20 protein-coding genes, 3 tRNA genes, 1 pseudogene and 1 riboswitch are annotated in these 23,152 nt (G+C 39.7%); of the genes and pseudogenes, 12 read left to right on the forward strand and 12 right to left on the reverse strand.

What is annotated here, in order from left to right:
• Positions 1-3 precede the first annotated feature (3 nt).
• A complete protein-coding gene (gene trmL / locus BKK47_RS06985) occupies positions 4-483 on the forward strand; it encodes a tRNA (uridine(34)/cytosine(34)/5-carboxymethylaminomethyluridine(34)-2'-O)-methyltransferase TrmL (protein WP_077494153.1) in 480 nt (159 codons plus the stop codon).
• Between the two features lie 36 nt (positions 484-519).
• On the opposite strand, the gene xylB is transcribed toward trmL, so the two are convergent.
• Positions 520-2,001 carry a xylulokinase gene (gene xylB, locus BKK47_RS06990; RefSeq protein WP_077494154.1) on the reverse strand — a complete coding sequence of 494 codons (1,482 nt, stop codon included), beginning with the start codon at positions 1,999-2,001 and terminating at the stop codon, positions 520-522.
• Between the two features lie 56 nt (positions 2,002-2,057).
• A complete protein-coding gene (gene xylA / locus BKK47_RS06995) occupies positions 2,058-3,377 on the reverse strand; it encodes a xylose isomerase (protein ID WP_077494155.1) in 1,320 nt (439 codons plus the stop codon).
• Positions 3,378-3,615: 238 nt separating this feature from the next.
• On the opposite strand from xylA, the gene xylF reads away from it, so the two are divergent.
• The 5 genes from xylF (at position 3,616) to uhpC (ending at position 10,007) form a co-directional block, all read left to right on the forward strand.
• Positions 3,616-4,614, forward strand: coding sequence for a D-xylose ABC transporter substrate-binding protein (xylF, locus tag BKK47_RS07000; protein ID WP_077494156.1), 999 nt, complete (start codon positions 3,616-3,618; stop codon positions 4,612-4,614).
• A gap of 45 nt (positions 4,615-4,659) precedes the next feature.
• Positions 4,660-6,171, forward strand: coding sequence for a D-xylose ABC transporter ATP-binding protein (gene xylG, locus BKK47_RS07005; protein ID WP_077494157.1), 1,512 nt, complete (start codon positions 4,660-4,662; stop codon positions 6,169-6,171).
• A gap of 4 nt (positions 6,172-6,175) precedes the next feature.
• On the forward strand, positions 6,176-7,303 hold the full coding sequence (locus tag BKK47_RS07010) for a sugar ABC transporter permease (protein ID WP_077494158.1): 1,128 nt from the start codon (positions 6,176-6,178) through the stop codon (positions 7,301-7,303).
• 72 nt (positions 7,304-7,375) lie between these two features.
• Positions 7,376-8,539 carry a XylR family transcriptional regulator gene (locus BKK47_RS07015; RefSeq protein WP_077494159.1) on the forward strand — a complete coding sequence of 388 codons (1,164 nt, stop codon included), beginning with the start codon at positions 7,376-7,378 and terminating at the stop codon, positions 8,537-8,539.
• 142 nt (positions 8,540-8,681) lie between these two features.
• Positions 8,682-10,007 (forward strand): MFS transporter family glucose-6-phosphate receptor UhpC, encoded by a 1,326-nt coding sequence (gene uhpC / locus BKK47_RS07020; protein WP_077494160.1) that lies wholly within the window; start codon positions 8,682-8,684, stop codon positions 10,005-10,007.
• An 82-nt stretch (positions 10,008-10,089) separates the two neighbouring features.
• Here the strand turns inward: uhpC and deoR are convergent, their stop codons facing one another.
• Positions 10,090-10,827, reverse strand: coding sequence for a DNA-binding transcriptional repressor DeoR (deoR, locus tag BKK47_RS07025; protein WP_077494161.1), 738 nt, complete (start codon positions 10,825-10,827; stop codon positions 10,090-10,092).
• Positions 10,828-10,843: 16 nt separating this feature from the next.
• Positions 10,844-11,518, reverse strand: a complete 675-nt coding sequence (gene deoC / locus BKK47_RS07030) for a deoxyribose-phosphate aldolase (RefSeq protein ID WP_077494162.1) — start codon at positions 11,516-11,518, stop codon at positions 10,844-10,846.
• A gap of 156 nt (positions 11,519-11,674) precedes the next feature.
• On the opposite strand from deoC, the gene rbsK reads away from it, so the two are divergent.
• Genes rbsK through BKK47_RS07045 form a run of 3 tightly spaced genes read left to right on the forward strand, consistent with a single transcriptional unit; the run spans position 11,675 to position 14,922 of the window.
• Positions 11,675-12,604 carry a ribokinase gene (rbsK, locus tag BKK47_RS07035; RefSeq protein WP_077494163.1) on the forward strand — a complete coding sequence of 310 codons (930 nt, stop codon included), beginning with the start codon at positions 11,675-11,677 and terminating at the stop codon, positions 12,602-12,604.
• A gap of 1 nt (position 12,605) precedes the next feature.
• Positions 12,606-13,895, forward strand: a complete 1,290-nt coding sequence (gene fucP / locus BKK47_RS07040) for an L-fucose:H+ symporter permease (protein WP_077494164.1) — start codon at positions 12,606-12,608, stop codon at positions 13,893-13,895.
• Positions 13,896-13,905: 10 nt separating this feature from the next.
• Positions 13,906-14,922, forward strand: coding sequence for an aldose 1-epimerase family protein (locus BKK47_RS07045; RefSeq protein WP_077494165.1), 1,017 nt, complete (start codon positions 13,906-13,908; stop codon positions 14,920-14,922).
• 45 nt (positions 14,923-14,967) lie between these two features.
• Here the strand turns inward: BKK47_RS07045 and ribB are convergent, their stop codons facing one another.
• Entirely contained in the window at positions 14,968-15,615 is a 648-nt protein-coding gene (ribB, locus tag BKK47_RS07050) for a 3,4-dihydroxy-2-butanone-4-phosphate synthase (protein WP_077494166.1), read from the reverse strand.
• A gap of 89 nt (positions 15,616-15,704) precedes the next feature.
• A riboswitch (FMN riboswitch) is annotated at positions 15,705-15,874 on the reverse strand.
• Between ribB and nadR the strand changes: the two are divergent.
• Positions 15,869-17,087: pseudogene (gene nadR / locus BKK47_RS07055) on the forward strand (multifunctional transcriptional regulator/nicotinamide-nucleotide adenylyltransferase/ribosylnicotinamide kinase NadR). Its footprint overlaps the riboswitch before it by 6 nt.
• A 1-nt stretch (position 17,088) precedes the next feature.
• A complete protein-coding gene (locus tag BKK47_RS07060) occupies positions 17,089-17,772 on the forward strand; it encodes a metallophosphoesterase family protein (protein WP_077494168.1) in 684 nt (227 codons plus the stop codon).
• 58 nt (positions 17,773-17,830) lie between these two features.
• On the opposite strand, the gene BKK47_RS07065 is transcribed toward BKK47_RS07060, so the two are convergent.
• The 7 genes from BKK47_RS07065 to waaA form a co-directional block, all read right to left on the reverse strand.
• Positions 17,831-17,907: transfer RNA gene (locus tag BKK47_RS07065), tRNA-Arg, on the reverse strand.
• Between the two features lie 55 nt (positions 17,908-17,962).
• Positions 17,963-18,039 (reverse strand) — tRNA-Arg (locus BKK47_RS07070).
• Positions 18,040-18,059: 20 nt separating this feature from the next.
• Positions 18,060-18,152, reverse strand: a tRNA-Ser gene (locus BKK47_RS07075).
• Positions 18,153-18,297: 145 nt separating this feature from the next.
• Positions 18,298-20,310 (reverse strand): DNA helicase Rep, encoded by a 2,013-nt coding sequence (gene rep / locus BKK47_RS07080; RefSeq protein ID WP_077494173.1) that lies wholly within the window; start codon positions 20,308-20,310, stop codon positions 18,298-18,300.
• Between the two features lie 5 nt (positions 20,311-20,315).
• Positions 20,316-20,528 carry a YceK/YidQ family lipoprotein gene (locus BKK47_RS07085; RefSeq protein ID WP_077494169.1) on the reverse strand — a complete coding sequence of 71 codons (213 nt, stop codon included), beginning with the start codon at positions 20,526-20,528 and terminating at the stop codon, positions 20,316-20,318.
• On the reverse strand, positions 20,516-20,995 hold the full coding sequence (gene coaD, locus BKK47_RS07090; RefSeq protein ID WP_077494170.1) for a pantetheine-phosphate adenylyltransferase: 480 nt from the start codon (positions 20,993-20,995) through the stop codon (positions 20,516-20,518). Before coaD ends, BKK47_RS07085 begins: the two co-directional genes overlap by 13 nt.
• Positions 20,992-22,275 (reverse strand): lipid IV(A) 3-deoxy-D-manno-octulosonic acid transferase, encoded by a 1,284-nt coding sequence (waaA, locus tag BKK47_RS07095; protein ID WP_077494171.1) that lies wholly within the window; start codon positions 22,273-22,275, stop codon positions 20,992-20,994. Before waaA ends, coaD begins: the two co-directional genes overlap by 4 nt.
• A 60-nt stretch (positions 22,276-22,335) precedes the next feature.
• On the opposite strand from waaA, the gene BKK47_RS07100 reads away from it, so the two are divergent.
• Positions 22,336-23,094 (forward strand): glycosyltransferase family 2 protein, encoded by a 759-nt coding sequence (locus BKK47_RS07100; RefSeq protein WP_077494172.1) that lies wholly within the window; start codon positions 22,336-22,338, stop codon positions 23,092-23,094.
• Positions 23,095-23,152: the final 58 nt, after the last annotated feature.

Consider the following 23,152-nt stretch of genomic DNA (forward strand, 5'->3'; position numbering starts at 1 on the left):
TTTATGTTAGACATTGTTTTATACGAGCCGGAAATCCCCCAAAACACCGGCAATATCATCCGCCTTTGTGCCAACACCGGATTTCGCCTGCATTTAATCGAACCGCTCGGATTCACTTGGGATGATAAACGCCTGCGCCGTTCGGGGTTGGACTATCACGAATTTACCAATATTAAACGCCATAAAACTTTTGAGGCATTTTTGGAAAGCGAAAAACCAAAACGATTGTTTGCCCTCACCACCAAAGGATCTCCGGCTCACAGCCAAGTGAAATTTGAACAGGGAGATTACTTAATGTTCGGTCCCGAAACCCGTGGTATTCCGATGGCAATTTTAGATACCCTGCCAATGGAACAAAAAATCCGTATTCCGATGACCGCCAATAGCCGTAGTATGAACTTATCCAATGCTGTTGCCGTCACCGTGTATGAGGCTTGGCGGCAACTGGGCTATGAAGGTGCGGTCAATTTGGCAAATGAATAGCTTGAAAGTAAAAGGTGGGGTAACCCACCTTTTGCTCTAATGGAGAGAGTGAAGATAAGCAAGATAACGTTGATAAATCCCTTCATAGGATTCAACATTTTCTTGATGCGGGAAACATCTTGAATCCGGATCTAAATGCACAAATGCCTCACACAACATGTCTAACTCGCCTTCGCCATTTGTCCACATGGCTTGAATTGCCCCTCCAAGCGCTGCCGCTTCGTCTTCCAACAAACACACGACTTCTGTGTTCATCACATCGGCTATTATTTGTCGCCAAAGTACACTTTTCGCACCTCCGCCAATCAACCGAATTTGTGACGTTGCCAAACCTGCTTGTCGGAAAAGATCCAACCCGTAACGCAAGGTAAAAGTTGCACTTTCCATCATGGCACGGCAAAGATTGGCTTGGGTGAAATTACTTGAATCTAAACCTAAAATACGGGCTTTTTCATTCGGTAAAGGCGGGACACGCTCGCCATTGAAAAATGGCAAAATCATCACCCCTTCCGATCCAATCGGTGCTTGTTGTGCAAGATGATTAAATTCCGCTACATCAATATTAAGCAAATTCATCACCTGTTTATTTGATGAAGTCATATTCATCACACAAATGAGCGGCAACCAACCATTATTACTCGAACAAAAATTAGCAATCATCGGAGGTAAATCCTGCAACGGTTTATGTGTGTAAGCATAGAGGGTGCCGGATGTACCAATACTCATCGTGGCAATGCCCTCACGGATATTTCCTGTGCCTATTGCGCCCATCATATTATCGCCACCGCCAGTAGAAACCACGACATATTCGTTAAAACCGAATTGAGCCGCAATGTCAGGTTTTATCATACCAAGTTTTGTTTCCGCAGAAAGCAAGGTTGGCAATACCTCCTCCATATTTAATTCCGGTGCAATTTGTGAAAATACGGTTGGATTCCATTGCCGTTTCACAACATCAAAATAGCCGGTACCGGAAGCATCACCAAACTCCGTACCAAAATTCCCGGTAAGCCAATAATTAAGATAATCGTGAGGTAACATAATTTTTCGGATTCGTCCAAAAAGCGCCGGATAATGCTGGCGAAACCAACACAATTTAGAGGCAGTATAGCCTGTTTGGCACATAATACCGAGTTGATGAAATGCTTTCTCTTCGCCTCCAAGACGCTCAATCAACGCGGCATTTTCATCTGCCGTTTCCGTATCACACCAAAGTTTTGCGTTGTATAAAGGTTGATCGTCCTCATCCAACAAAACTAAACCGTGTTGCTGACCGGAAATCCCGATGCCTTTCACCAAACGTGGCGAAAAGTGCGGTGAAGTTTGCGCCTGTTTTAACGCCATGCTTAATGCTTGGTTGAATGCGTCAAGCCACCAATTAGGATGCTGTTCACGTCGCCCGTTCGATTGTTCAATCAAATCATGTGCGGCATACCCCACTCCGATCACTTTTTTCTGTACAGAATCTACAACAATCGCTTTCGTGCCCTGCGTACCACAATCAATGCCGATATACATACTGCCTCCAACACTAAAAAGTGCGGTGAAAAATGACCGCACTTTTGAACTAAACCTTAACGATAAATGACTTGATTCACAATATTTTCTAAATATTCTTGCTGACCGGATATCGGTTTTGGATCAAATCCTTTTTCTTGCACAAGTTGGGCAAGTTGTTCCAAAGAAAGCTGACCTTGCAAAATTTGTTGACCGAGTTCACCGTTCCAACCGGCATAGCGCGCTTCAACAATTTTGTGTAGCGTTTCTTCTTCGATCATTTTTGCTGCACGTTTTAAAGATAATGCTAACACATCAATCGCCCCAATATGACCATGAAATAAATCATAGGGATCGGTACTTTGGCGACGAATTTTTGCATCAAAATTAAAGCCACCCGTAGTAAATCCGCCATGTTTCAAAATTTCATACATCACTAAAGTGTTTTCCTCTACGCTATTCGGAAATTGATCCGTATCCCAACCAAGTTGCGGATCACCACGGTTGGCATCAATAGAACCGAAAATATCTAATGAGCAGGCGGTTGCGACTTCGTGCTGAAAACTGTGTCCGGCAAGGGTCGCATGATTGGCTTCAATGTTTACCTTAATTTCTTTTTCCAATCCAAATTGTTTTAAGAAACCATAGACGGTTGCCACATCATAATCATATTGATGTTTTGTTGGTTCTTGCGGTTTCGGCTCAATTAATAACGTACCGTTGAAACCGATTTTATACTTATGTTCCACCACCATTTGCATAAAACGACCGAGTTGTTCACGCTCACGTTTAAGATCCGTGTTAAGCAAGGTTTCATAGCCTTCACGCCCGCCCCACAATACATAGTTTTCCCCTCCTAAGCGTTTTGTGGCATTCATTGCATTGAATACCTGCATCGCCGCCCAGGCAAAGACTTCGGGATTCGGATTGGTCGAGGCGCCGGACATATAACGCGGATTGGTAAAACAATTTGCTGTTCCCCATAGCAGTTTTACACCGCTTTCCGCTTGTTTGCGTTCTAAAATATCCACGACATGATGGAAATTTTGTAAATATTCTTTTGCAGAATTGCCTTCCGGTGCGACATCCACATCATGAAAACAATAATAAGGTACGCCCAATTTACTGAAAAACTCAAAGGCAATCTCTGCTTTTTGTTCCGCCCCGGCAAGTGCATCAGCATTTTTTTGCCAACTTCGGTCAAGAGAACCCAGCCCAAACATATCATTTCCATTCCAACAAAAGGTATGCCAATAACATACGGCTAAACGCAAATGTTCCGCCATAGTTTTACCTAAAATGACCTGATTCGCGTCATAGTGTTTAAAAGCAAAAGGGTTGGTTGATTGTACGCCTTCAAAGGTGACTTTTTCAATTTTATCGAAGTAGTTTGCCATAGGATTTTCCTCTTTGAATGATGAAATTTCCTGTATTTTTATGAAAAACACCTTATTCATCAATTACGTTATTTTGTTTTCCAATGGCGATAATTTGCAATTGTGGCATAGATCACAATTGTGAAAAAACGTAATAATAGTGAAAGATTTTATAATTGAAAGAGAGGGTTAAAAGAAGAAAACTAACCATCGGAGCAACCGCTCTACCTTCTATTCAATTAACTATTGAGGTATCAGTATGAAAATTAAATCAGCTTTACTCACCCTTGCAACAGCATTAACGGTATTGAGTAGTTCTGCCTATTCCAAAGATCTTAAAATCGGCTTATCTATTGATGACTTGCGTTTAGAAAGATGGCAAAAAGATCGCGATATTTTCGTCAAAAAAGCTGAGTCTATGGGCGCAAAAGTTTTCGTACAATCTGCGAACGGTGATGATTCGGCACAAATTTCTCAAATTGAAAATATGATCAATAAAGATATTGATGTTTTAGTGATTATTCCGCACAACGGTGAAGTATTGAGCAATGTCATTGCCGAAGCGAAAAAAGAGGGAATTAAAGTATTGGCTTATGACCGTTTAATTAATAATGCCGAATTGGATTTTTATGTTTCTTTTGATAATGAAAAAGTCGGGGAATTACAGGCGAAAAGCGTTGTTGCGGTAAAACCGGAAGGTAATTATTTCTTAATGGGCGGTTCACCGGTCGATAACAATGCAAAATTGTTTAGAAAAGGGCAAATGAAAGTCTTAGACCCTTTAATTAAAACAGGAAAAATTAAAGTGGTTGGCGATCAATGGGTCGATTCTTGGCTCGCTGAAAAAGCATTGCAAATTATGGAAAATGCACTCACTGCCAATAAAAATAATATTGATGCGGTTGTCGCGTCAAATGATGCGACTGCCGGCGGGGCGATTCAAGCATTAAGCGCGCAAGGATTATCGGGTAAAGTCGCTATTTCAGGTCAAGATGCGGATTTAGCCGCAATTAAACGCATCGTCAGCGGATCACAAACCATGACCGTTTATAAACCTATTACAAAACTCGCAGATAAAGCAGCTCAAATCGCAGTACAGCTAGGTAAAAACGAAAAAGTTGAATCTAATGCAGAACTGAATAATGGGCTAAAAAATGTCCCTGCCTATTTACTTGACCCGATTGCCGTTGATAAATCCAACCTTGATGAAACCATCATTCAAGACGGTTTCCACACAAAAGAAAGCATTTATCAATAAGCTTAAAGGGGAATAGTCTTCCCCTCCATTTTAGGGAGTATAGCTATGGCATTGTTAGAAATGAGAAACATCACAAAAAAATTTGGTGATGTGACCGCACTTCGCAATATTTCCATTGAGCTTGAAGCCGGGGAAATCCTGTCCTTATGTGGTGAAAATGGTTCAGGGAAATCCACACTAATGAAAGTGCTTTGCGGTATTTATCCTTATGGCGATTACAGTGGCAATATTTATTTTTCAGAAAGTGAATTAAAAGCCAAAAATATTAAGGAGACTGAGGAAAAAGGCATTTCCATTATCCATCAGGAACTCACTCTGGTTAAGAATATGTCAGTGTTAGAAAATATCTTCTTGGGTAACGAAGTGACACATAAATGTATCACCGCAGATAATGAAATGTATCTCCGTTGTAAAACATTACTGCAACAGGTTCAATTAGATATTGATCCTAATACCCGTGTGGGGGAATTAGGGCTTGGTCAGCAACAGTTGGTTGAAATTGCAAAGGCATTAAATAAGCAGGTGAGATTATTAATTCTTGATGAACCTACCGCCTCATTAACCGAAAAAGAAACCGCTATTCTATTAACGCTCGTTAAAGATTTAAAAGCGCATAACATTGCCTGCATCTATATTTCCCATAAATTAAATGAAGTGAAAGAAATTTCCGACAAAATTTGTGTCATTCGGGACGGTGAACATATTGGCACAAAAAATGCCGACACAATGAGCGAAGATGACATTATCACCATGATGGTTGGACGAGAAATCACCTCCCTTTACCCTCATGAACCTCATGACATTAAAGATGAAATTCTGCGTGTTGAAAATCTTTCTGCTTGGCATCCCATCAATACACAGATCAAACGCGTAGATAATGTAAGTTTTAATCTTCACGCCGGTGAAATTCTCGGTATTGCCGGACTTGTCGGTTCCGGTCGAACCGAAATGGTGCAATGCCTGTTTGGTTCTTATCAAGGTAAATACGAAGGAAATATTTTTATCGATCAAAAACAAGTACATATCAAAAATTGCGCACAGGCTATTAAACATAAAATTATGATGGTACCGGAGGATCGTAAAAAACACGGCATTGTTTCTATTATGGGAGTGGGCAAAAATATTACGCTTTCTTCATTAGAACAATATTGCTTTGGCAGAACAGTCATCAATGAAGCAAAAGAACAACAAGTTATTAATTCTGCAATTAAACAATTAAAAGTAAAAACCTCATCCCCTGAACTTCCTATTGGGCGCCTAAGTGGTGGCAATCAACAAAAAGCAATCTTGGCGAAATGCTTATTGCTAACCCCTAAAATCCTTATTTTAGATGAACCGACAAGGGGCATTGATGTTGGCGCAAAATACGAGATCTACAAGTTAATCAACCAATTAGCCAAAGAGGGAATGGCAATTATCGTGATTTCCTCAGAATTACCGGAAGTACTGGGTATTAGTGATCGAATCCTAGTCATGCACCAAGGTAAACTCAAGGCTAGCCTAGTTAATAACGGGCTTACCCAAGAACAAGTCATGGAAACCGCACTTAAGGAGTGATTTTATGTTTAAGTTAAAATCCGCAAATTTACAGGTTTATATTATGCTCATTGCCATTGCGGTCATTATGGTATTTTTTAGCTTTGCGACGGATGGCGCTTATTTAAGCGCACGCAACATTTCTAACCTATTACGTCAAACTTCCATAACCGGTATTCTTGCCATTGGAATGGTATTTGTCATTATTTCTGCCGAAATTGATTTATCCGTCGGTTCTTTAATGGGGTTATTAGGCGGGTTTGCCGCTATTGCGGATGTATGGTGGGGATTGCCACTCCCTATCACAATCATCGCAACGCTCGCCTTAGGTTTAGTGTTCGGTATTTGGAATGGCTGGTGGGTTGCCTATCGTAAAGTTCCCTCATTTATCGTTACCCTCGCGGGTTATCTTGCTTTCCGAGGCATTTTAATCGGGCTAACCAATGGCACAACCGTATCACCGATTAGCGGTTCCATGACGATCATTGGGCAAGGTTATCTTTCCGATATCACCGGATTCATCCTTGGGGGAATAGCGGTTATCGGTTTTGTTCTTTGGGGACATTACCAACGCAGAAATCGCCAACAACTTCAACTTAACGTACCGCCATTATCAAAAGATTTTTCAAAATACGCCTTATTCGCGGTTATCCTATTAGCAGCTATTTATCTGTTAAATGATTATCGCGGTATTCCGTTTCCCGTATTAATCCTTTCAATTCTTGCCATATTCGGCTTATTTCTTACGCGTAAAACCGCTTTTGGTCGCCATGTTTATGCGATTGGCGGCAATATTGAGGCGGCGAAACTATCCGGCATTAACGTAGAGAAAACCAAACTTATCATCTTTGCTATGAACGGGGTATTGGTCGCTATCGCAGGGTTAATTTTAAGTGCCCGTTTAGGGGCAGGTTCACCATCTGCCGGACAAAATGCCGAACTTGATGCTATTGCCGCTTGTGTCATTGGCGGCGCCAGTTTAGCAGGCGGTATTGGTAGCGTATTTGGCGTTGTCATTGGTGCATTAATTATTGCATCTTTGGATAACGGTATGAGTATGCTTGATGTTCCAACCTTCTGGCAATACATCGTTAAAGGCGCGATTTTATTACTTGCCGTATGGATTGATACCGGTAGCAAGAAAAAAATGTGATTTTTCTATCCGCACTTTTATAAAAATTTATTTTTCGCTATATTTCTCACAATAAAACGATAGGGATGAGCTATGGCGGAACCATACTACAAAATCGCACTCTTCTTTAATGCCAATAAAGTGTACGATCGGCAGGTAGTAGAAGGCATTGGACAATATATTCAAGCTTCACAATGTATGTGGGATATTTTTGTAGAAGATGAATTTATTTACCATGCCGATAGCATAAATCATTTATCTATTGATGGCATTATTGCTGATTTTGATGATCCTCAAACTGCAAAGCTGCTCAAGCACACCCAAATTCCCACGATTGCAGTTGGAGGATCTTATAAACACCTTGATTTTTACCCGCACTTTCCTTATGTCGCCACAAATAACGAGGCACTTGTTGAGCTTGCCTTTTTCCATCTCCAACAAAAAGGGCTGTCTCACTTTGCATTTTATGGATTACAAATAGACGGTGAAAAACATTGGTCAAAAGAGCGAAAAAATGCATTTGTTGCATTAATGGAAAAAAATCACTATCCAATCCACCTCTATGAATGTGGGCAAATTAATGGACAAAATTGGCTGACCGAACAAGCAAAACTCATCGACTGGTTAAAAACGTTACCACTTCATACCGGCATCATTGCCGTCACCGATGCTCGGGCGCGACATTTATTACAAGCCTGCGAATATAGCAAAATAGCGGTACCGGAAGAACTTTGTATCGTAGGTATTGATAATGAAGAATTGATCCAATATTTATCTCGCGTATCGCTCTCTTCAGTAGAACAGGGGACAAGGGAAATAGGCTATCAAGCAGCAAAATTATTACATCGATTGCTGAACGGTCAAAGCGTATCCCATCATCCGATTTTAATCCCGCCCATCACCGTACACGCCCGCAATTCAACCGATTACCGTTCATTAAGCGATCCACTCGTGATGCAGGCGATGCATTATATCCGTCACCGGGCATGCCAAGGCATTAAAGTAGAACAAGTGTTGGATCATCTTGCAACCTCACGTTCAAATCTCGAACAACGTTTCAAAAATGAGATGAATAAAACCATTCATCAAGTTATTCACGAAGAAAAAATCTCGCGTGCAAAAAATTTATTACAACAAACAGATATTTCCATCCAAGAAATCGCCGAGATTTGCGGCTATCCTTCCATTCAATACTTTTACTCGGTATTTAAGAAAGAATTTGACATGACGCCAAAAGAATTTAGAAAGAATAGTTAAATAAAAGTGCGGTTAAAAATGTGAAAGAATTTCCACTGCGCTTTTCTAACTCTTTAAAACTTGATCTATCTCTATTTTTTATTCCCCTATTTGCACTACACTAACGCTTTAGTAATAAAAATAATATAAAAAGGAGCTCATTATGAGTATTTTTAGTGTCCCACCGGATTTACCAGTCACAAAATCTAAAGAAGAAATAGATAAAACCTACCGCTATTGGCGATTGCATTTGATGATCACAAGCTATGTAGGCTATGCCGTCTTCTATTTCACACGAAAAAGTTTTAATTTTGTTATGCCAGCGATGTTGACAGATTTAGGTTTACAAAAATCAGATATTGGCATTATGGGAACAGCGTTTTATCTCACCTACGGTATATCCAAATTCTTATCCGGTGTACTTAGCGACCGTTCTAATCCCCGCTACTTTATGGGTATTGGATTAATGATGACCGGTGTAGTAAATATCCTGTTTGGTATGAGTTCATCCGTCTTTATGTTCATCACCCTTTGGATGATTAATGCATTCTTTCAAGGCTGGGGATGGCCACCTTGTTCTAAAATTTTAAACACGTGGTACTCTCGTAACGAACGTGGCTTATGGTGGGCAATTTGGAATACGTCGCATAATCTTGGCGGAGCACTCATTCCTATTTTGGCAGGTGCGGTCACCCTTTATTGGGGATGGCGTTACGGTATGATCGTCCCCGGAATTATTGCCTGTGTTATCGGCTTTGCAATGTGTTTCTTATTACGTGATCGCCCTTCCTCAATGGGCTTACCGACCGTTGGTGAATGGCGCAATGACATAGCCGAAAAAGAGCATGAAAATGAAGGATTAGGTTTATCTAATTGGGAAATTCTCAAAACCTACGTATTCAAAAATAATATTATTTGGGCATTAGCATTTTCTTGGTGCTTTATCTATATCATCCGTACCGGTATTAATGACTGGGGAAATCTCTACTTAACAGAAACTCACGGCTATGACTTATTAAAAGCCAATGCTGCCGTTTCATTCTTTGAAGTGGGCGGTTTTTTAGGCGCATTGTTTGCAGGATGGGGCTCTGATAAATTCTTCAATGGCAATCGTACTCAAATGAACATTATTTATGTGCTTGGTATTATTTCTGTCTCTCTAGCACTTTGGTTCATTCCGAGTGATAACTATATTGTTATGAGCGGATTATTCTTCCTAATGGGATTCTTTATTTTCGGACCACAATTCTTAATCGCCATGGCGGCCGCCGAAAACTCCCATAAATATGCTTCAGGTTCCTCTACCGGTTTTGTCAGCTTGTTCGCCTATATTGGTGCCGCACTTGCAGGGGCTCCACTCGCATGGATTATCCAATCCTTACACTGGAATGGCTTCTTTGGTAGCCTATTTATCGTATCGCTAGGCTGTGCATTATTGCTCGTACTTGTGTATTTCTTACAACGCAAGAAAAATAAGGTTTCAGCATAAAGAGACAAAAAACAAAGAGCGGTTAAAAATCTTTGTGAATTTTAACCGCTCTTTTTACCCATGACTATTTCAAATAATAGAACTAACTTGTCATAGTAAACTCTGGTGGCAAAGGTCGATTACAAATAATTTGATCGAATTGATTCAGCTCGCCAACATACGACTGTCGTACTTTCCCAATTTTGCTATCATCAAAAACTAAAATACTACTTTGTGTTTTCGCCATTGCTTTTAACTTGATTTGAGTTTCATTTAATCTGAAACAAGTTACACCTTGTTTAATATCAACACCAGCAGAAGAAATAAATGCTTTTGTGGTGCAAATCCTATCAATTTCAGTGTTATTTTGAACAGGTGTGAAGAAAGAATTTTCTCTTGAATAATCACCACCACACAAGATTAAACGACAATTTGGTTTATCTTGTAAAACCATAAAAGTGTTAATCGAACAGCAAAGCGCAGTGAACTTTACAGAATTTGGAATTTGTGAAGCAACAAAGGGAATCGTTGAGCCACAATCAAAGAAAATGACATCATTATCTTCTACAAGTGCGGCAGCGATTTTTCCCACCTGCATTTTTTCTGCAATATTCTTATTTTGTTGCTCCGTAATTAAATATTGATTTGATGATTGTAACTGGGGATCTCGCACAATGTATCCCCCGAGTAAAACAATAGAAGATGCCGTGGCGTTTAAATCTCTCCTAATCGTCATTTCAGAAACATTCAAAATTTCTGCCGCCTCCCGTAGATGCAATTTATCCATTTGCTTCAATAAAAATTCTAATTTTTGAATTCGGCTACTGATTTTACTATCCACAATATTATCTCCAGACTCAATATTGGCTATTACTATCCGTTAATCCTTTAATAATTGCAATTCCCGCACTGGCACCGATACGTGTTGCACCGGCTTCAATCATAGCAACGGCGGTTTGCGTATCTCGTACGCCGCCCGAAGCTTTAACCCCAATCTTATCTCCCACTGTTTGCTTCATGAGTTTAACATCTTCTATCGTTGCTCCACCTTTACTAAAACCTGTAGAGGTTTTCACAAATGCCACATTTAAATCTCGGCAAATTTCACAAGCTTTGATTATTTCTTCTTTTGTTAAAAGACAATTCTCTAAAATAACTTTCAACACAATCCCATTACAAGCGTTAAGAACTTGTTTGATTTCATCCCGCACCGCCTCCCATTTTCCTGACTTAATCCAGCCGATATTAATCACCATATCCACCTCTGTTGCCCCATTAGCAATCGCATTTTCCGTTTCAAACACTTTAACCGCTGTAGTATTAGCCCCTAACGGAAAACCAATCACTGTGCAAATATTAACATTTGAGTTTTGTAATACTTTTTTAGCAAAGGGAATATGACATGGATTTATACATACTGAATAAAAGTGATTTTCCATGGCTTCATTACATAGAGTGAGAATATCCTTTTCAGTTTTTTCCGGTGTTAATAAGGTATGATCGATATATTGAGCTATTTCACTTGGTTTCATTTAGGTTTTCTCCTGTTTGGTTTTCTATCTTTTTGTATTATACACAAAGAAAAGTTGAGATTTGTGATCAGAGTCACTTTTTTCACATTTTATTTATATTACTATGAAAAAAATCAAATTTGTTACCATATTAACATCATAAACTAAGGAGATGCTATGGAAATTGCAGTTATTGGATCAAATATGGTGGATTTAATCACTTATATTGATGATATGCCTAAAATAGGCGAAACGCTTGAAGCCCCTAACTTCCAAATGGGATGTGGTGGTAAAGGTGCCAATCAAGCTATTGCTGCAGCAAAATTAGGAGCTAATGTAATGATGGTAACCAAAGTGGGAGATGATGCTTTTGCCGAAAATACCATCCGTAATTTTCAACAATATGGTGTTAATACGGATTATGTGGAAAAAGTTTCGGGTGTATCAAGTGGTGTTGCACCTATTTTTGTAGATAAATCATCGCAAAATCGCATTTTAATTATTAAGGGCGCAAACGCTCATCTGAAGCCAAGTGATATTGATAATGCAAAAGAGCGGTTAAAAAATTGCAAGTTATTTATCCTACAATTAGAAATACCGTTAGAAACGGTTTATTACACCATTGATTTTGCCAATGAAAATAATATTCCTGTCATTCTCAATCCAGCCCCCGCCAGTAAAGCACTTGATATTAATTATGCATGCAAATGCGATTTCTTTATGCCAAATGAAACTGAGTTAGAAATTTTAACCGGTTTACCTGTTGAAACGATGGAACAGATCCGTAAAGCCGCAAACACTTTACTTTCCAAAGGATTGAAAAATCTTATTGTCACTTTAGGTGAAAAAGGTTCTGTTTGGCTACACGGTTCGGAAGTAACTTATATTGATCCTTATAAAGTAAATGCAGTTGATACCAGTGGAGCTGGCGACGCCTTTATTGGTTGTTTCGCTTATTACTATGTTAAATCGAAAGATATTGTTGAATCCATGAAAATGGCTTCATTATTTTCTGCTTATAGCGTGACAGATCAAGGTACTCAATCCTCCTACCCAACCAAAGCACAATTTGACACATTCAAAAGCAATATATTTAAGGAGAAATAACATGAAAAACGTTCAACAAATGCCGGACGGCTATTTAAATAAAACGCCGATATTTCAATTTATTCTATTATCTTGTTTATTCCCTTTATGGGGTGCTGCGGCAAGCTTAAACGATATTTTGATTACACAGTTCAAAAGTGTATTTACACTTAGCGATTTTGCCAGTGCATTAGTACAAAGTGCATTCTATGGTGGGTATTTTCTTATCGCAATTCCCGCTTCATTGGTAATTAAAAAAACCAGTTATAAAATTGCGATTTTGATTGGTTTAACTTTATATATTGTCGGCTGTTCAATGTTTTATCCGGCCTCACATATGGCAACTTATACCATGTTCCTCGCAGCTATTTTCTCTATTGCAATAGGGTTAAGTTTTCTTGAAACCTCTGCAAATACCTATAGTTCAATGATTGGTCATAAAGATCACGCTACATTACGTTTAAATATCAGCCAAACATTCTATCCAGTGGGAGCAATTGCAGGTATTTTACTTGGTAAGTATTTGATTTTCCAAGAAGGCTCCAGTTTACATGAACAAATTGCCACAATGACACCAGATCAATTACATGCGTTTAAACTAGCGACCTTAGAACATACATTGCAACCCTATAAATATCTTATCTTCGTATTAATTGCAGTAACGATATTGTTCTTAATCACTCCCTTCCCTAAATGTAAATCGGTCAATAATTCGACAGAACATCAGAAAATGCATTTTATTGATACATTGAAATACCTTGCTAAAAACACCGCATTCAAGAAAGGAATTATAGCCCAATTCTTATATGTAGGTATGCAAGTTGCTGTGTGGTCATTTACTATCCGTTTGGCACTAAATTTAAGTGATATGAATGAACGTGATGCATCTAATTTTATGGTATATAGCTTTATCGGTTTCTTCGTCGGGAAATTTGTTGCTAATTTCTTAATGACAAAATTTAAATCTGAGCTCGTATTATTTGTTTACTCCATATTAGGTGTATTTACTTTGGCTTATACTGCCTTTGTCCATGATTTTTCCGCAGTTTATGCAACCATTTTTGCTAGTGTTTTATTTGGTCCTTGTTGGGCAACAATTTATGCTTCAGTATTAGATACCGTTGAACAGGAACACCGTGAGGTAGCTGGTGCAGTTGTCGTTATGTCTATTATTGGTGCCGCAGTTGTACCAGCAATTCACGGTTATGTGTCAGACACGATTGGTTCATTACAAACCGCATTTATCGTGCCACTATTTTGCTTTGCCTATGTAGGATATTACTTCTTTGATAAATACAAAGCACATAAATAAGGAGCTAAAAATGAAAAGCTACATTTATTTAACAAAAGCATTATTCACTGAGAAAGAATACATTTTATTTGAAAATCCGGAGTTCAAAGCGATAATATTTAAATACCCATCAGGTATTGAAGCTATCAGGTTAGAAAACAGCAAAGGCTTTGTTACCGTGCTTCCATTTTATGGACAAATCATTTGGGATGCCGAATTCTGTGGTAAAAATCTAAAAATGAAAAATATGTTTAACGAACCTAAACGGGGAACAACTATTATCGATACCTACGGTTGCTTTGCGTTCCATTCAGGGTTAATCCGTAATGGTTGTCCAAGTCCCGAAGATGATCACCCATTACATGGTGAAATGCCTTGTGCAACCATGGATAAAGCTTGGTTAATCATCAGTGAAAACTCATTAACCGTGGGGGGCTCGGTTGAATACGTCAAAGGATTTGGCAATCATTATCTTGCTGAACCAGAATTAACGTTGAATGCTCAAAGCTCATTGTTTGAAATTCAAATGAAAGTGACTAATTTAGCCAGTGTAGAAATGCCATTACAATATATGTGTCATATGAATTATTGCTATGAACATGGAGCAAGTTTTACTCAAAATATTCCTACAGAAGCTATTCATTTGCGAGAAACGATTCCAGCCCATGTTAAACCAACTCCTGAATGGCTAGCTTTTAATGAACAAATTAAACAGGGTAAATACACGCTAAATTCATTGGCTAATGATCAAATGTATAATCCTGAAATTGTGTTCTTTATGGATAATTTGCAGCAATATCAGGAAAATTTAGAATATAGAATGACTTCACCTGATGGGAATTCTTATCTAACAAAATTCTCATCAAAAGATTTTAATTATGCAACACGGTGGATTTTATACAATGAAGATCAACAAGTAGGTGCCTTTGTACTCCCCTCTACTTGCCGTCCAGAAGGTTATCTTGCTGCTAAAAATACAGGTAGTTTAATTATGATGAAACCGAAAGAGGTAAAAACCTTTAAAGTAATTACAGGTATTGGATCATAACTTCCATGACTAAAAGTGCGGTCAAATTAACCGCACTTTTCTCAACTACACATTATGTGCTAAACGATATTCCACTAAATCTTCAATCGTCAGCACCACATAACCAAATTTTTGTGCAAATTCAACGATTTCCGGCGCACGAGCCATCGTGCCGTCATCGTTGGTAATTTCGCAAATGACACCAGCAGGTTTAAAACCTGCAAGGCGGGCTAAATCGACAGAGGCTTCCGTATGACCACGGCGGGAAAGCACACCGCCATTTACCGCGCGAAGTGGGAAAATATGACCGGGGCGGTGTAAATCGGTCGGCACGGCGTTATCCGCAATAGCCGCTTGAATAGTCGTCACCCGATCTGCGGCAGATACCCCTGTGGATACGCCTTTCGCAGCCTCAATGGTCACGGTAAAAGCCGTTTTGTTCACGCTATTGTTGTTTTCTACCATCGGCGGTAAATCAAGTTGTTGGCAACGTTCTTCCGTAATGCACAAACACACGATTCCGCTACCGTAACGGATTAATTTTGCCATTTGCTCGGTTGTGATAGTTTCTGCCGGAAAGATTAAATCACCTTCGTTTTCGCGATTTTCATCATCTAATACCAATACACCGTTGCCGTTTTTAAACGCTTGGATAGCATTAAGTACACGTTCTTCGGCGGTTTTACCGAATGGGAATAAAATGGACTGATTCATCGTAATTTCCTTTATTTCTTAGATTAAAATTAACCAGAATCAGGGCTGAGAAATGCAAATAAAAAGAACGGTTTGGGAAATCCAATCCGCTTTATTCTCTTTCATCCAGACTTTACTGTCGGCTTTGGAATTACACCAAATCTGCTAACCTTAAAAGTGTTTGATGAGTCAAAAAATTCTTACTAAAATTTGACCGCACTTTTAAGTGCTCGCGGGCTTTACCGCCGGTAGGGAATTTCACCCTGCCCTGAGAATGCGCGTAGAGTATAGCCTAAAATCATTAAGTAAAAAATCAGAACGTGAAAAATATTTGCATTTATCCTACAATACGCCTACTTAATCCTTATGCGATTGGCAGGTAAAGCATGTCAGCAGTCCAAGAGAAAAAAGTCGGTGTCATTTTCGGGAAGTTTTATCCCGTCCATACCGGTCATATTAATATGATTTATGAGGCATTTAGTAAAGTCGATGAGTTGCACGTGATTGTGTGTAGCGATACCGAACGTGATTTGAAGCTCTTTTATGATAGCAAAATGAAACGTATGCCTACCGTGCAAGATCGTTTACGTTGGATGCAGCAAATCTTCAAATATCAAAAAAATCAGATTTTTATCCACCATTTAATTGAGGACGGCATTCCGAGTTATCCTAATGGTTGGCAGGTCTGGAGCGAGGCGGTAAAAAATCTGTTCAAAGAAAAAGAATTTAAACCCTCCGTGGTTTTCAGTAGTGAACCGCAAGACAAAGCCCCTTACGAAAAATATTTGGGTTTAGAAGTTTCTCTGGTGGATCCTGACCGCACATTCTTTAATGTGTCAGCAACCAAAATTCGTACCACTCCTTTTCAATATTGGAAATTTATTCCGAAAGAAGTTCGTCCGTTTTTTGCCAAAACCGTCGCCATTTTAGGCGGGGAAAGCAGCGGTAAAAGTGTGTTGGTGAATAAACTTGCTGCGGTATTTAACACCACATCTGCATGGGAATACGGGCGTGAGTTCGTGTTTGAAAAACTGGGCGGTGATGAGCAAGCTATGCAGTATTCAGACTATCCGCAAATGGCATTGGGACACCAGCGTTACATTGATTATGCCGTTCGCCACGCACATAAAATCGCCTTTATTGATACAGATTTTATTACCACGCAAGCATTTTGTATTCAATACGAAGGAAAAGCCCACCCTTTCCTTGATTCCATGATCAAAGAATACCCCTTTGATGTCACAATTTTGCTAAAAAATAACACCAAGTGGGTAGATGACGGTTTGCGTAGTTTAGGATCTCAAAAACAACGTCAACAATTCCAACAATTGCTTAAAAAATTGTTAGATAAATACAAAGTGCCTTACATTGAGATTGAATCACCAAGCTATTTAGATCGTTACAATCAAGTTAAATCGGTGATTGAAAAAATATTAAATGAAGAAGAATTGGACAATTTACAAAACGGTCCAAAAACATTAAAGAGTAAATAAGATGATTCTATTTGCAGGTGATCCACACGGAAATTATGAACATCTCTATCCCTTTGTACAAGAAAACGACAATGTTGCACTGATTATTTTGGGCGACTTACAGCTTTCCTCACCTGATGAATTGGAAAAACTGGCACAGTACTGTGATATCTGGTTTATTCACGGTAATCACGACAGTAAAACCGTCGAAGCCTTTGACGCCATTTGGGGATCGGAATGGAAACATCGCAATTTACATAATCGTGTAGAGGAAATTCAAGGTATCCGCATTGCCGGATTAGGTGGAGTATTTCGAGGTCAAATTTGGATGCCTCCGAACCGTCCGATGTATTTTGATCCCATTCATTATTGCCAATACAGTTCACAAGAAAAAATCTGGCGTGGCGGTTTGCCATTACATCATCGCACTTCTATTTTTCCTTCAGATATAGAGACTCTGGAAAACGAGAAAGCAGACATTTTGATCTGCCATGAAGCGCCTAAACCTCACCCGATGGGTTTTCAAGTCATTAACGAACTTGCAGAGAAAATGGGCGTGAAACATATCTTTCATGGGCATCATCATGATAATTTTATTTATAAAACACAATATTCCTACAAAATCACGAATGTCGGATTCCGTAGCCTTGCTGATGTCGATGGAAATTATTTATTGAAAAATATTGATGATCGTGAAGGAAGATAAAATAACGCCTAATTAAATTATTAGTGGAAATTATTAAAAACGAAAGATAAAAGAGAAATGGCGCACCCGAAAGGATTCGAACCTTTGACCGCTCGGTTCGTAGCCGAGTACTCTATCCAGCTGAGCTACGGGTGCGCAGTGACGTTTTAGCTATTCTTGACCATTTAAAAAAGATAGAGCCGTTTTAAAATGGCGCACCCGAGAGGATTCGAACCTCTGACCGCTCGGTTCGTAGCCGAGTACTCTATCCAGCTGAGCTACGGGTGCAGAATAAATAAAACCACAAATGGCGGTGAGAGAGGGATTCGAACCCTCGATGGAGTTTTTGACCCCATACTCCCTTAGCAGGGGAGCGCCTTCAGCCTCTCGGCCATCTCACCACAATCGGTGTGTGGGCGGTATGATACGTTTTTTTGGAAATATGTCAAACCCTTTTTTGAAAAAGGCAATGCATTTGAATATTTTATCTTCAGATTGTGCAAATAAAGTGCGCTGAGTAAAATTTTCGTTTTTTCGACCGCACTTTTAACCATTCAAAATAGAACGTAAACGATCTAACTGACTTTGAGTTTGGTGCTGTTTTTGTTCTGCGGTGAGCTGAGGTTTATCTCGTTCCCAAAGCACATCATCGTTCGGTAATTCGGCTAAAAATCGGCTCGGTTCCGGACGAGTCAGCTCGCCATATTGACGGCGTTCGCGGCATAGGGAAAAAGTCAGTTCCTTCTGAGCCCTTGTGATCCCCACATAAGCCAAGCGACGTTCTTCTTCCACATTATCTTCATCAATGCTGGTTTGATGTGGCAAAATGCCTTCTTCCATACCAAGCAAATACACGTAGGGAAACTCTAGTCCTTTTGAGGCGTGTAACGTCATCAACTGGACTTGGTCATTTCCTTCACCGTCTTCACCCCGTTCCAACATATCACGCAAGGTTAAACGAGTGACTACTTGATTAAGGTTCATTGGTTCATTGGTTTCATCGCCTTTCAGCATATCCGCCACCCAATCAAACAATGTGGCGACATTTTTACTTTGCATTTCAGCGGCTTTTGGCGTGGTGGCATATTCGTACAAATATTCTTCATAATGAATGGTGGACAACATGGCACGAACGGCACGCTCCGGTTCCGAACGTTGTACTTCGTCATTTAATTCGACTATCCAGCGTCCAAATTTTTGGAGGGCATTATAGGATTTCGGTGTCACCCGTTGAATAAGCTCAAACTCAAAAATCGCCTCAAATAGGCTTATATGTTTTTCCTGTGCAAGCTCGCCCAGTTTTTGTAAGGTTGTCGTGCCGATCTCACGTTTTGGCGTATTTACGATACGCAAAAATGCCGAATCGTCATCTTGATTTACGACCAAACGCAAATACGCCATCATGTCTTTAATTTCCGCACGAGAGAAAAAAGAAGTGCCACCGGAAATTTTATAGGGAATACGGTTTTGCATTAACACTTTTTCCAACAAACGGGATTGATGATTGCCTCGATACAAAATCGCGTAATCCTTATATTTTGTCTTGCGACTAAAACGATGAGCGATCAATTCGGCAACAATGCGTTCAGCTTCGTGTTCTTCATTCTTTGCTTCAATCACCAATAATTTTTCACCCTCGCCGATGTTAGAAAACAATTTTTTGTCGAACACGTGTTGATTGTTATCAATCAAAATATTGGCACAATGCAAAATACGTTGAGTAGATCGGTAATTTTGTTCCAATTTAATCACTTGTAAATTAGGAAAATCATCACGCAAACGCACCATATTCTCCGGTTTTGCCCCACGCCAGGAATAAATGGATTGATCATCATCCCCCACCACGGTAAAACAGTCTCGTTTCCCCACCAGCAATTTGATTAACTCATATTGGCTGGTGTTGGTGTCTTGATATTCATCGACCAACAAATAACGAATTTTTTCCTGCCATTTTGACCGCACTTCTTCATTTTGTTTGAACAATAAAGTGGGAAGCATAATCAAATCGTCAAAATCTAACGCATTATAAGCACGAATTTGTGTCGCATAACGTTCATAGCATTTAGCAAAGGTTTGATATTTCGTATCCCGAGCTAAGGCATAGGCTTGCTGAGGTGAAACTAAATCATTTTTCCAATTGGAAATCACCGAAATTAATTCACGCAACAGATCTTTGTCTTCTTTCAACACATCTGCGGTGAGTTCTTTTAACAAAGCAAATTGATCGTGTTCATCAAACAAGGTCATATTGGCTTTGAAACCCAATACCTTGTATTCCCGTTTGATGATGTTAAAACCAAGAGTATGAAAGGTGGAAACTGTCAAACCTTTGGTTCGCTCTTTTCCAATGGAATGCGCCACCCGCTCTTTCATTTCTCGTGCGGCTTTATTAGTGAAGGTCACCGCCGCAATTTGTTTCGGAGAATAACCGCACTTTGCGATCAAGTGCGCAATTTTATTAATAATCACACGAGTTTTTCCGGAACCTGCACCGGCAAGCACCAAGCAGGGACCGGTCACACATTCTACTGCGTGTTGTTGTTGGGGATTCAGTTTCATCATTGTTATTGAGCCCATGCGTAGGGCAGTAAAACAGTATCGAGTAAAAAGGATAGAGGCAAATCCAAAATCGGTACGCCCCATTGTTTCGCCATTTCTAAGTCATAGACGACACCGGCATAGGCGGTATAATCTTGCGAAGGATCAACCAATTTCACCACGGTACCACAGCCGGATAAGGCAAAAAGTGCGGTTAAAATGAAGGCTATTTTGGGCATCGTTCTTGCAAGGCATTGAAGACAGCCGGTGGTACAAGTTCAGACACATCGCCACCATGTAAATAAATTTCACGCACGATAGTTGATGAGACAAACGCCCATTTTTCAGTCGGTGGAAAGAAAAGACTTTCAACGCCGTTTGTAAGTAGTCGATTAAGGGAAGCGAGCTGGAGTTCGTATTCAAAATCGGTTGTCGTTCGCACACCACGGATAATCGCCGCAACATTACGGGCTTTAATGACATTCGCCAACAAATCGGAGAAACCAAAGACTTCAACATTCGCTAAATGTGCAACGGATTGTCGGGCAAGTTCAATGCGTTCATCCAAAGAAAATAACGGCTTTTTACTCGGGCTATTCGCCACCGCCACGAAAACTTTGGGAAAAATGACCGCACTTCGCTCAATAATATCCAAGTGCCCGTTTGTGATAGGATCAAAAGTGCCAGGGTAAATCACCGTTGTCATACATTACGCTCCAAATAAGGCTTTAATAAATCAAATAAACGCGATAATGCGCCTCGATTTTCCATTAACACTTCATAACCTGCATGACCTAAACGCAAACGAGCCTCTTTTGAATTAAGCAATGCTTCTACCGCTCGCTCTAATGCTGCAACGGTTGAATTAACCTCTAATACCCCTTGCATTTCAACAAGTGTTCTAAAAACTTCTGGAAAATTAAAGGTATGCTTTCCACTAATCACAGGAATTTTAAATGCCAACGGTTCAAGAGGATTATGCCCCCCGTGTTTAACAAGACTCCCTCCTACGAAAGCAATATCAGAAATACCATACATCAACATCATTTCGCCCATGGTATCGCCTAAAATTAACTGAGTATTTGCATTCGGCAATTCACCGGTCGAACGACGAATAAATTGAAATTTTTCCTTTTTGATCAAGGCGGCAACGGAGTTAAATCGTTCAGGATGACGCGGCACCAGTAATAAAAGGAGATTAGGGTATTTTTCAAGCAGCTGACGATGTGTCTGTAAAATAATTTCTTCTTCACCTTCATGTGTACTTGCGGCAATCCAAATTTGGCGTTCTTTTGCCCATTGTTCACGCAATATTTTAATTTGCTCAAGTAACGCTTGGTTAACCGTTAAATCATATTTAATATTACCGGTAGGTTTAAGTTTCTCTTGAGGATAACCTAGTTCAAGAAAACGTCTTTCACTGATTTGATCTTGCGGGGCAATCAAACTAATTTGAGACCACATATTTTGTAAACGAGGCCGTACTTTTCCATAACGCCTCGCAGAACGGGAAGATAAACGGGCATTTGCCACAATAAAAGGGAGATCTCGGCGATATAATTGCTGAATTAAATTTGGCCACAACTCAGTTTCAATAACAATACAAAGTTTTGGTTGAATAAAATCAATAAAACGATTAATCGAGAAAGGGAGATCATAAGGTAAATAACAGTGGGTCACGCTCTCACCAAAAGCAGCCTTAACACGCTCGGAACCGGTTGGTGTCACTGTGGTAAACGTAATCGATAAATCAGGATAATCCTGCTGAATGCGGCGCACTAAAGGCGTTGCGGCTATCACTTCGCCGACAGAAGCCGCATGAACCACAATGCCATGAGGAGAAGAGGCGGTTAAATGGTGATAAAAACCATAGCGCTCCCCCCATCTTTTACGATAATCCGGAGCTTTAAACCCACGCATCCACATAAAAAGTAGCACTAATGGCTGAATCAGGTACATTAGAGCGGTATAAAAAAAACGCCACATAAACTAAATTCGGTTATACTTGAAAAATTTTTAGTAGTATAGCAAAAAAGGAATCAAAATATGCCAACAATTAGCGTTGCAATGATTGTAAAAAATGAAGGGCAGGATCTTGCATTATGCTTAGAGACAGTCAAAGATTGGGTAGATGAAATCATCATTTTAGATTCTGGCAGTACCGATAATACAAAGGAAGTTGCGCTAAGCTATGGGGCAAAATTCTATGAAAACACCGATTGGCCCGGCTTTGGCAGACAACGCCAAATTGCACAACAGTATGTTACTTCCGACTATGTATTTTGGTTGGATGCCGATGAACTAGTGACACCCGAATTACGCCAATCAATCCAACGTGCCATTCAACAAAACCCAGAAAATACAGTATTTGAAGTTCCACGCATAAGTGAGGTGTTCGGACGTAAAATTCGCCATTCCGGTTGGTATCCGGACTATGTCGTTCGTTTATACCGCACCAATTATGCCGGTTATAATGATTCTTTAGTTCACGAAAAAGTGTGTTATCCGAAAAATACCCGTATTGAGAAATTAACAGGTGATTTAGAACATTTCACTTATAAAAATCTTCATCATTACTTGGTAAAATCTGCCGGTTACGCCAGAGCTTGGGCCGATCAACGCCAAGCAAGAGGTAAAAAAGCAACCCTTTGGCAAGGAATAAGCCATGGGATCAGCTGTTTTATGAAAATGTACTTTTTAAAAGCCGGTTTTTTAGACGGAAAACAAGGTTTTTTACTAGCTATACTTTCTGCCCATTCCACCTTTGTGAAATATGCCGACTTATGGGAAAGAGAACAGCATTAAAAAAGTGCGGTTAAAATTAACCGCACTTTTCATCTTCAATAGTAAAAATCCACCTTCA

Origin of the sequence: Rodentibacter mrazii, assembly GCF_001998825.1 — a bacterium.
Lineage (GTDB): Bacteria > Pseudomonadota > Gammaproteobacteria > Enterobacterales > Pasteurellaceae > Rodentibacter > Rodentibacter mrazii.

Excerpts from the sequence above, each read along its gene's own strand:
- uhpC (WP_077494160.1), top strand. The coding sequence starts at position 8,682 with ATGAGTATTTTTAGTGTCCCACCGGATTTACCAGTCACAAAATCTAAA.
- fucP (WP_077494164.1), top strand. The coding sequence starts at position 12,606 with ATGAAAAACGTTCAACAAATGCCGGACGGCTATTTAAATAAAACGCCG.
- xylG (WP_077494157.1), top strand. The coding sequence starts at position 4,660 with ATGGCATTGTTAGAAATGAGAAACATCACAAAAAAATTTGGTGATGTG.
- trmL (WP_077494153.1), top strand. The coding sequence starts at position 4 with ATGTTAGACATTGTTTTATACGAGCCGGAAATCCCCCAAAACACCGGC.
- deoC (WP_077494162.1), bottom strand. The coding sequence starts at position 11,518 with ATGAAACCAAGTGAAATAGCTCAATATATCGATCATACCTTATTAACA.
- BKK47_RS07100 (WP_077494172.1), top strand. The coding sequence starts at position 22,336 with ATGCCAACAATTAGCGTTGCAATGATTGTAAAAAATGAAGGGCAGGAT.
- BKK47_RS07015 (WP_077494159.1), top strand. The coding sequence starts at position 7,376 with ATGGCGGAACCATACTACAAAATCGCACTCTTCTTTAATGCCAATAAA.
- rbsK (WP_077494163.1), top strand. The coding sequence starts at position 11,675 with ATGGAAATTGCAGTTATTGGATCAAATATGGTGGATTTAATCACTTAT.
- BKK47_RS07060 (WP_077494168.1), top strand. The coding sequence starts at position 17,089 with ATGATTCTATTTGCAGGTGATCCACACGGAAATTATGAACATCTCTAT.
- waaA (WP_077494171.1), bottom strand. The coding sequence starts at position 22,275 with ATGTGGCGTTTTTTTTATACCGCTCTAATGTACCTGATTCAGCCATTA.
- xylA (WP_077494155.1), bottom strand. The coding sequence starts at position 3,377 with ATGGCAAACTACTTCGATAAAATTGAAAAAGTCACCTTTGAAGGCGTA.
- rep (WP_077494173.1), bottom strand. The coding sequence starts at position 20,310 with ATGAAACTGAATCCCCAACAACAACACGCAGTAGAATGTGTGACCGGT.
- xylF (WP_077494156.1), top strand. The coding sequence starts at position 3,616 with ATGAAAATTAAATCAGCTTTACTCACCCTTGCAACAGCATTAACGGTA.
- ribB (WP_077494166.1), bottom strand. The coding sequence starts at position 15,615 with ATGAATCAGTCCATTTTATTCCCATTCGGTAAAACCGCCGAAGAACGT.
- xylB (WP_077494154.1), bottom strand. The coding sequence starts at position 2,001 with ATGTATATCGGCATTGATTGTGGTACGCAGGGCACGAAAGCGATTGTT.
- BKK47_RS07010 (WP_077494158.1), top strand. The coding sequence starts at position 6,176 with ATGTTTAAGTTAAAATCCGCAAATTTACAGGTTTATATTATGCTCATT.
- coaD (WP_077494170.1), bottom strand. The coding sequence starts at position 20,995 with ATGACAACGGTGATTTACCCTGGCACTTTTGATCCTATCACAAACGGG.
- BKK47_RS07085 (WP_077494169.1), bottom strand. The coding sequence starts at position 20,528 with ATGCCCAAAATAGCCTTCATTTTAACCGCACTTTTTGCCTTATCCGGC.
- BKK47_RS07045 (WP_077494165.1), top strand. The coding sequence starts at position 13,906 with ATGAAAAGCTACATTTATTTAACAAAAGCATTATTCACTGAGAAAGAA.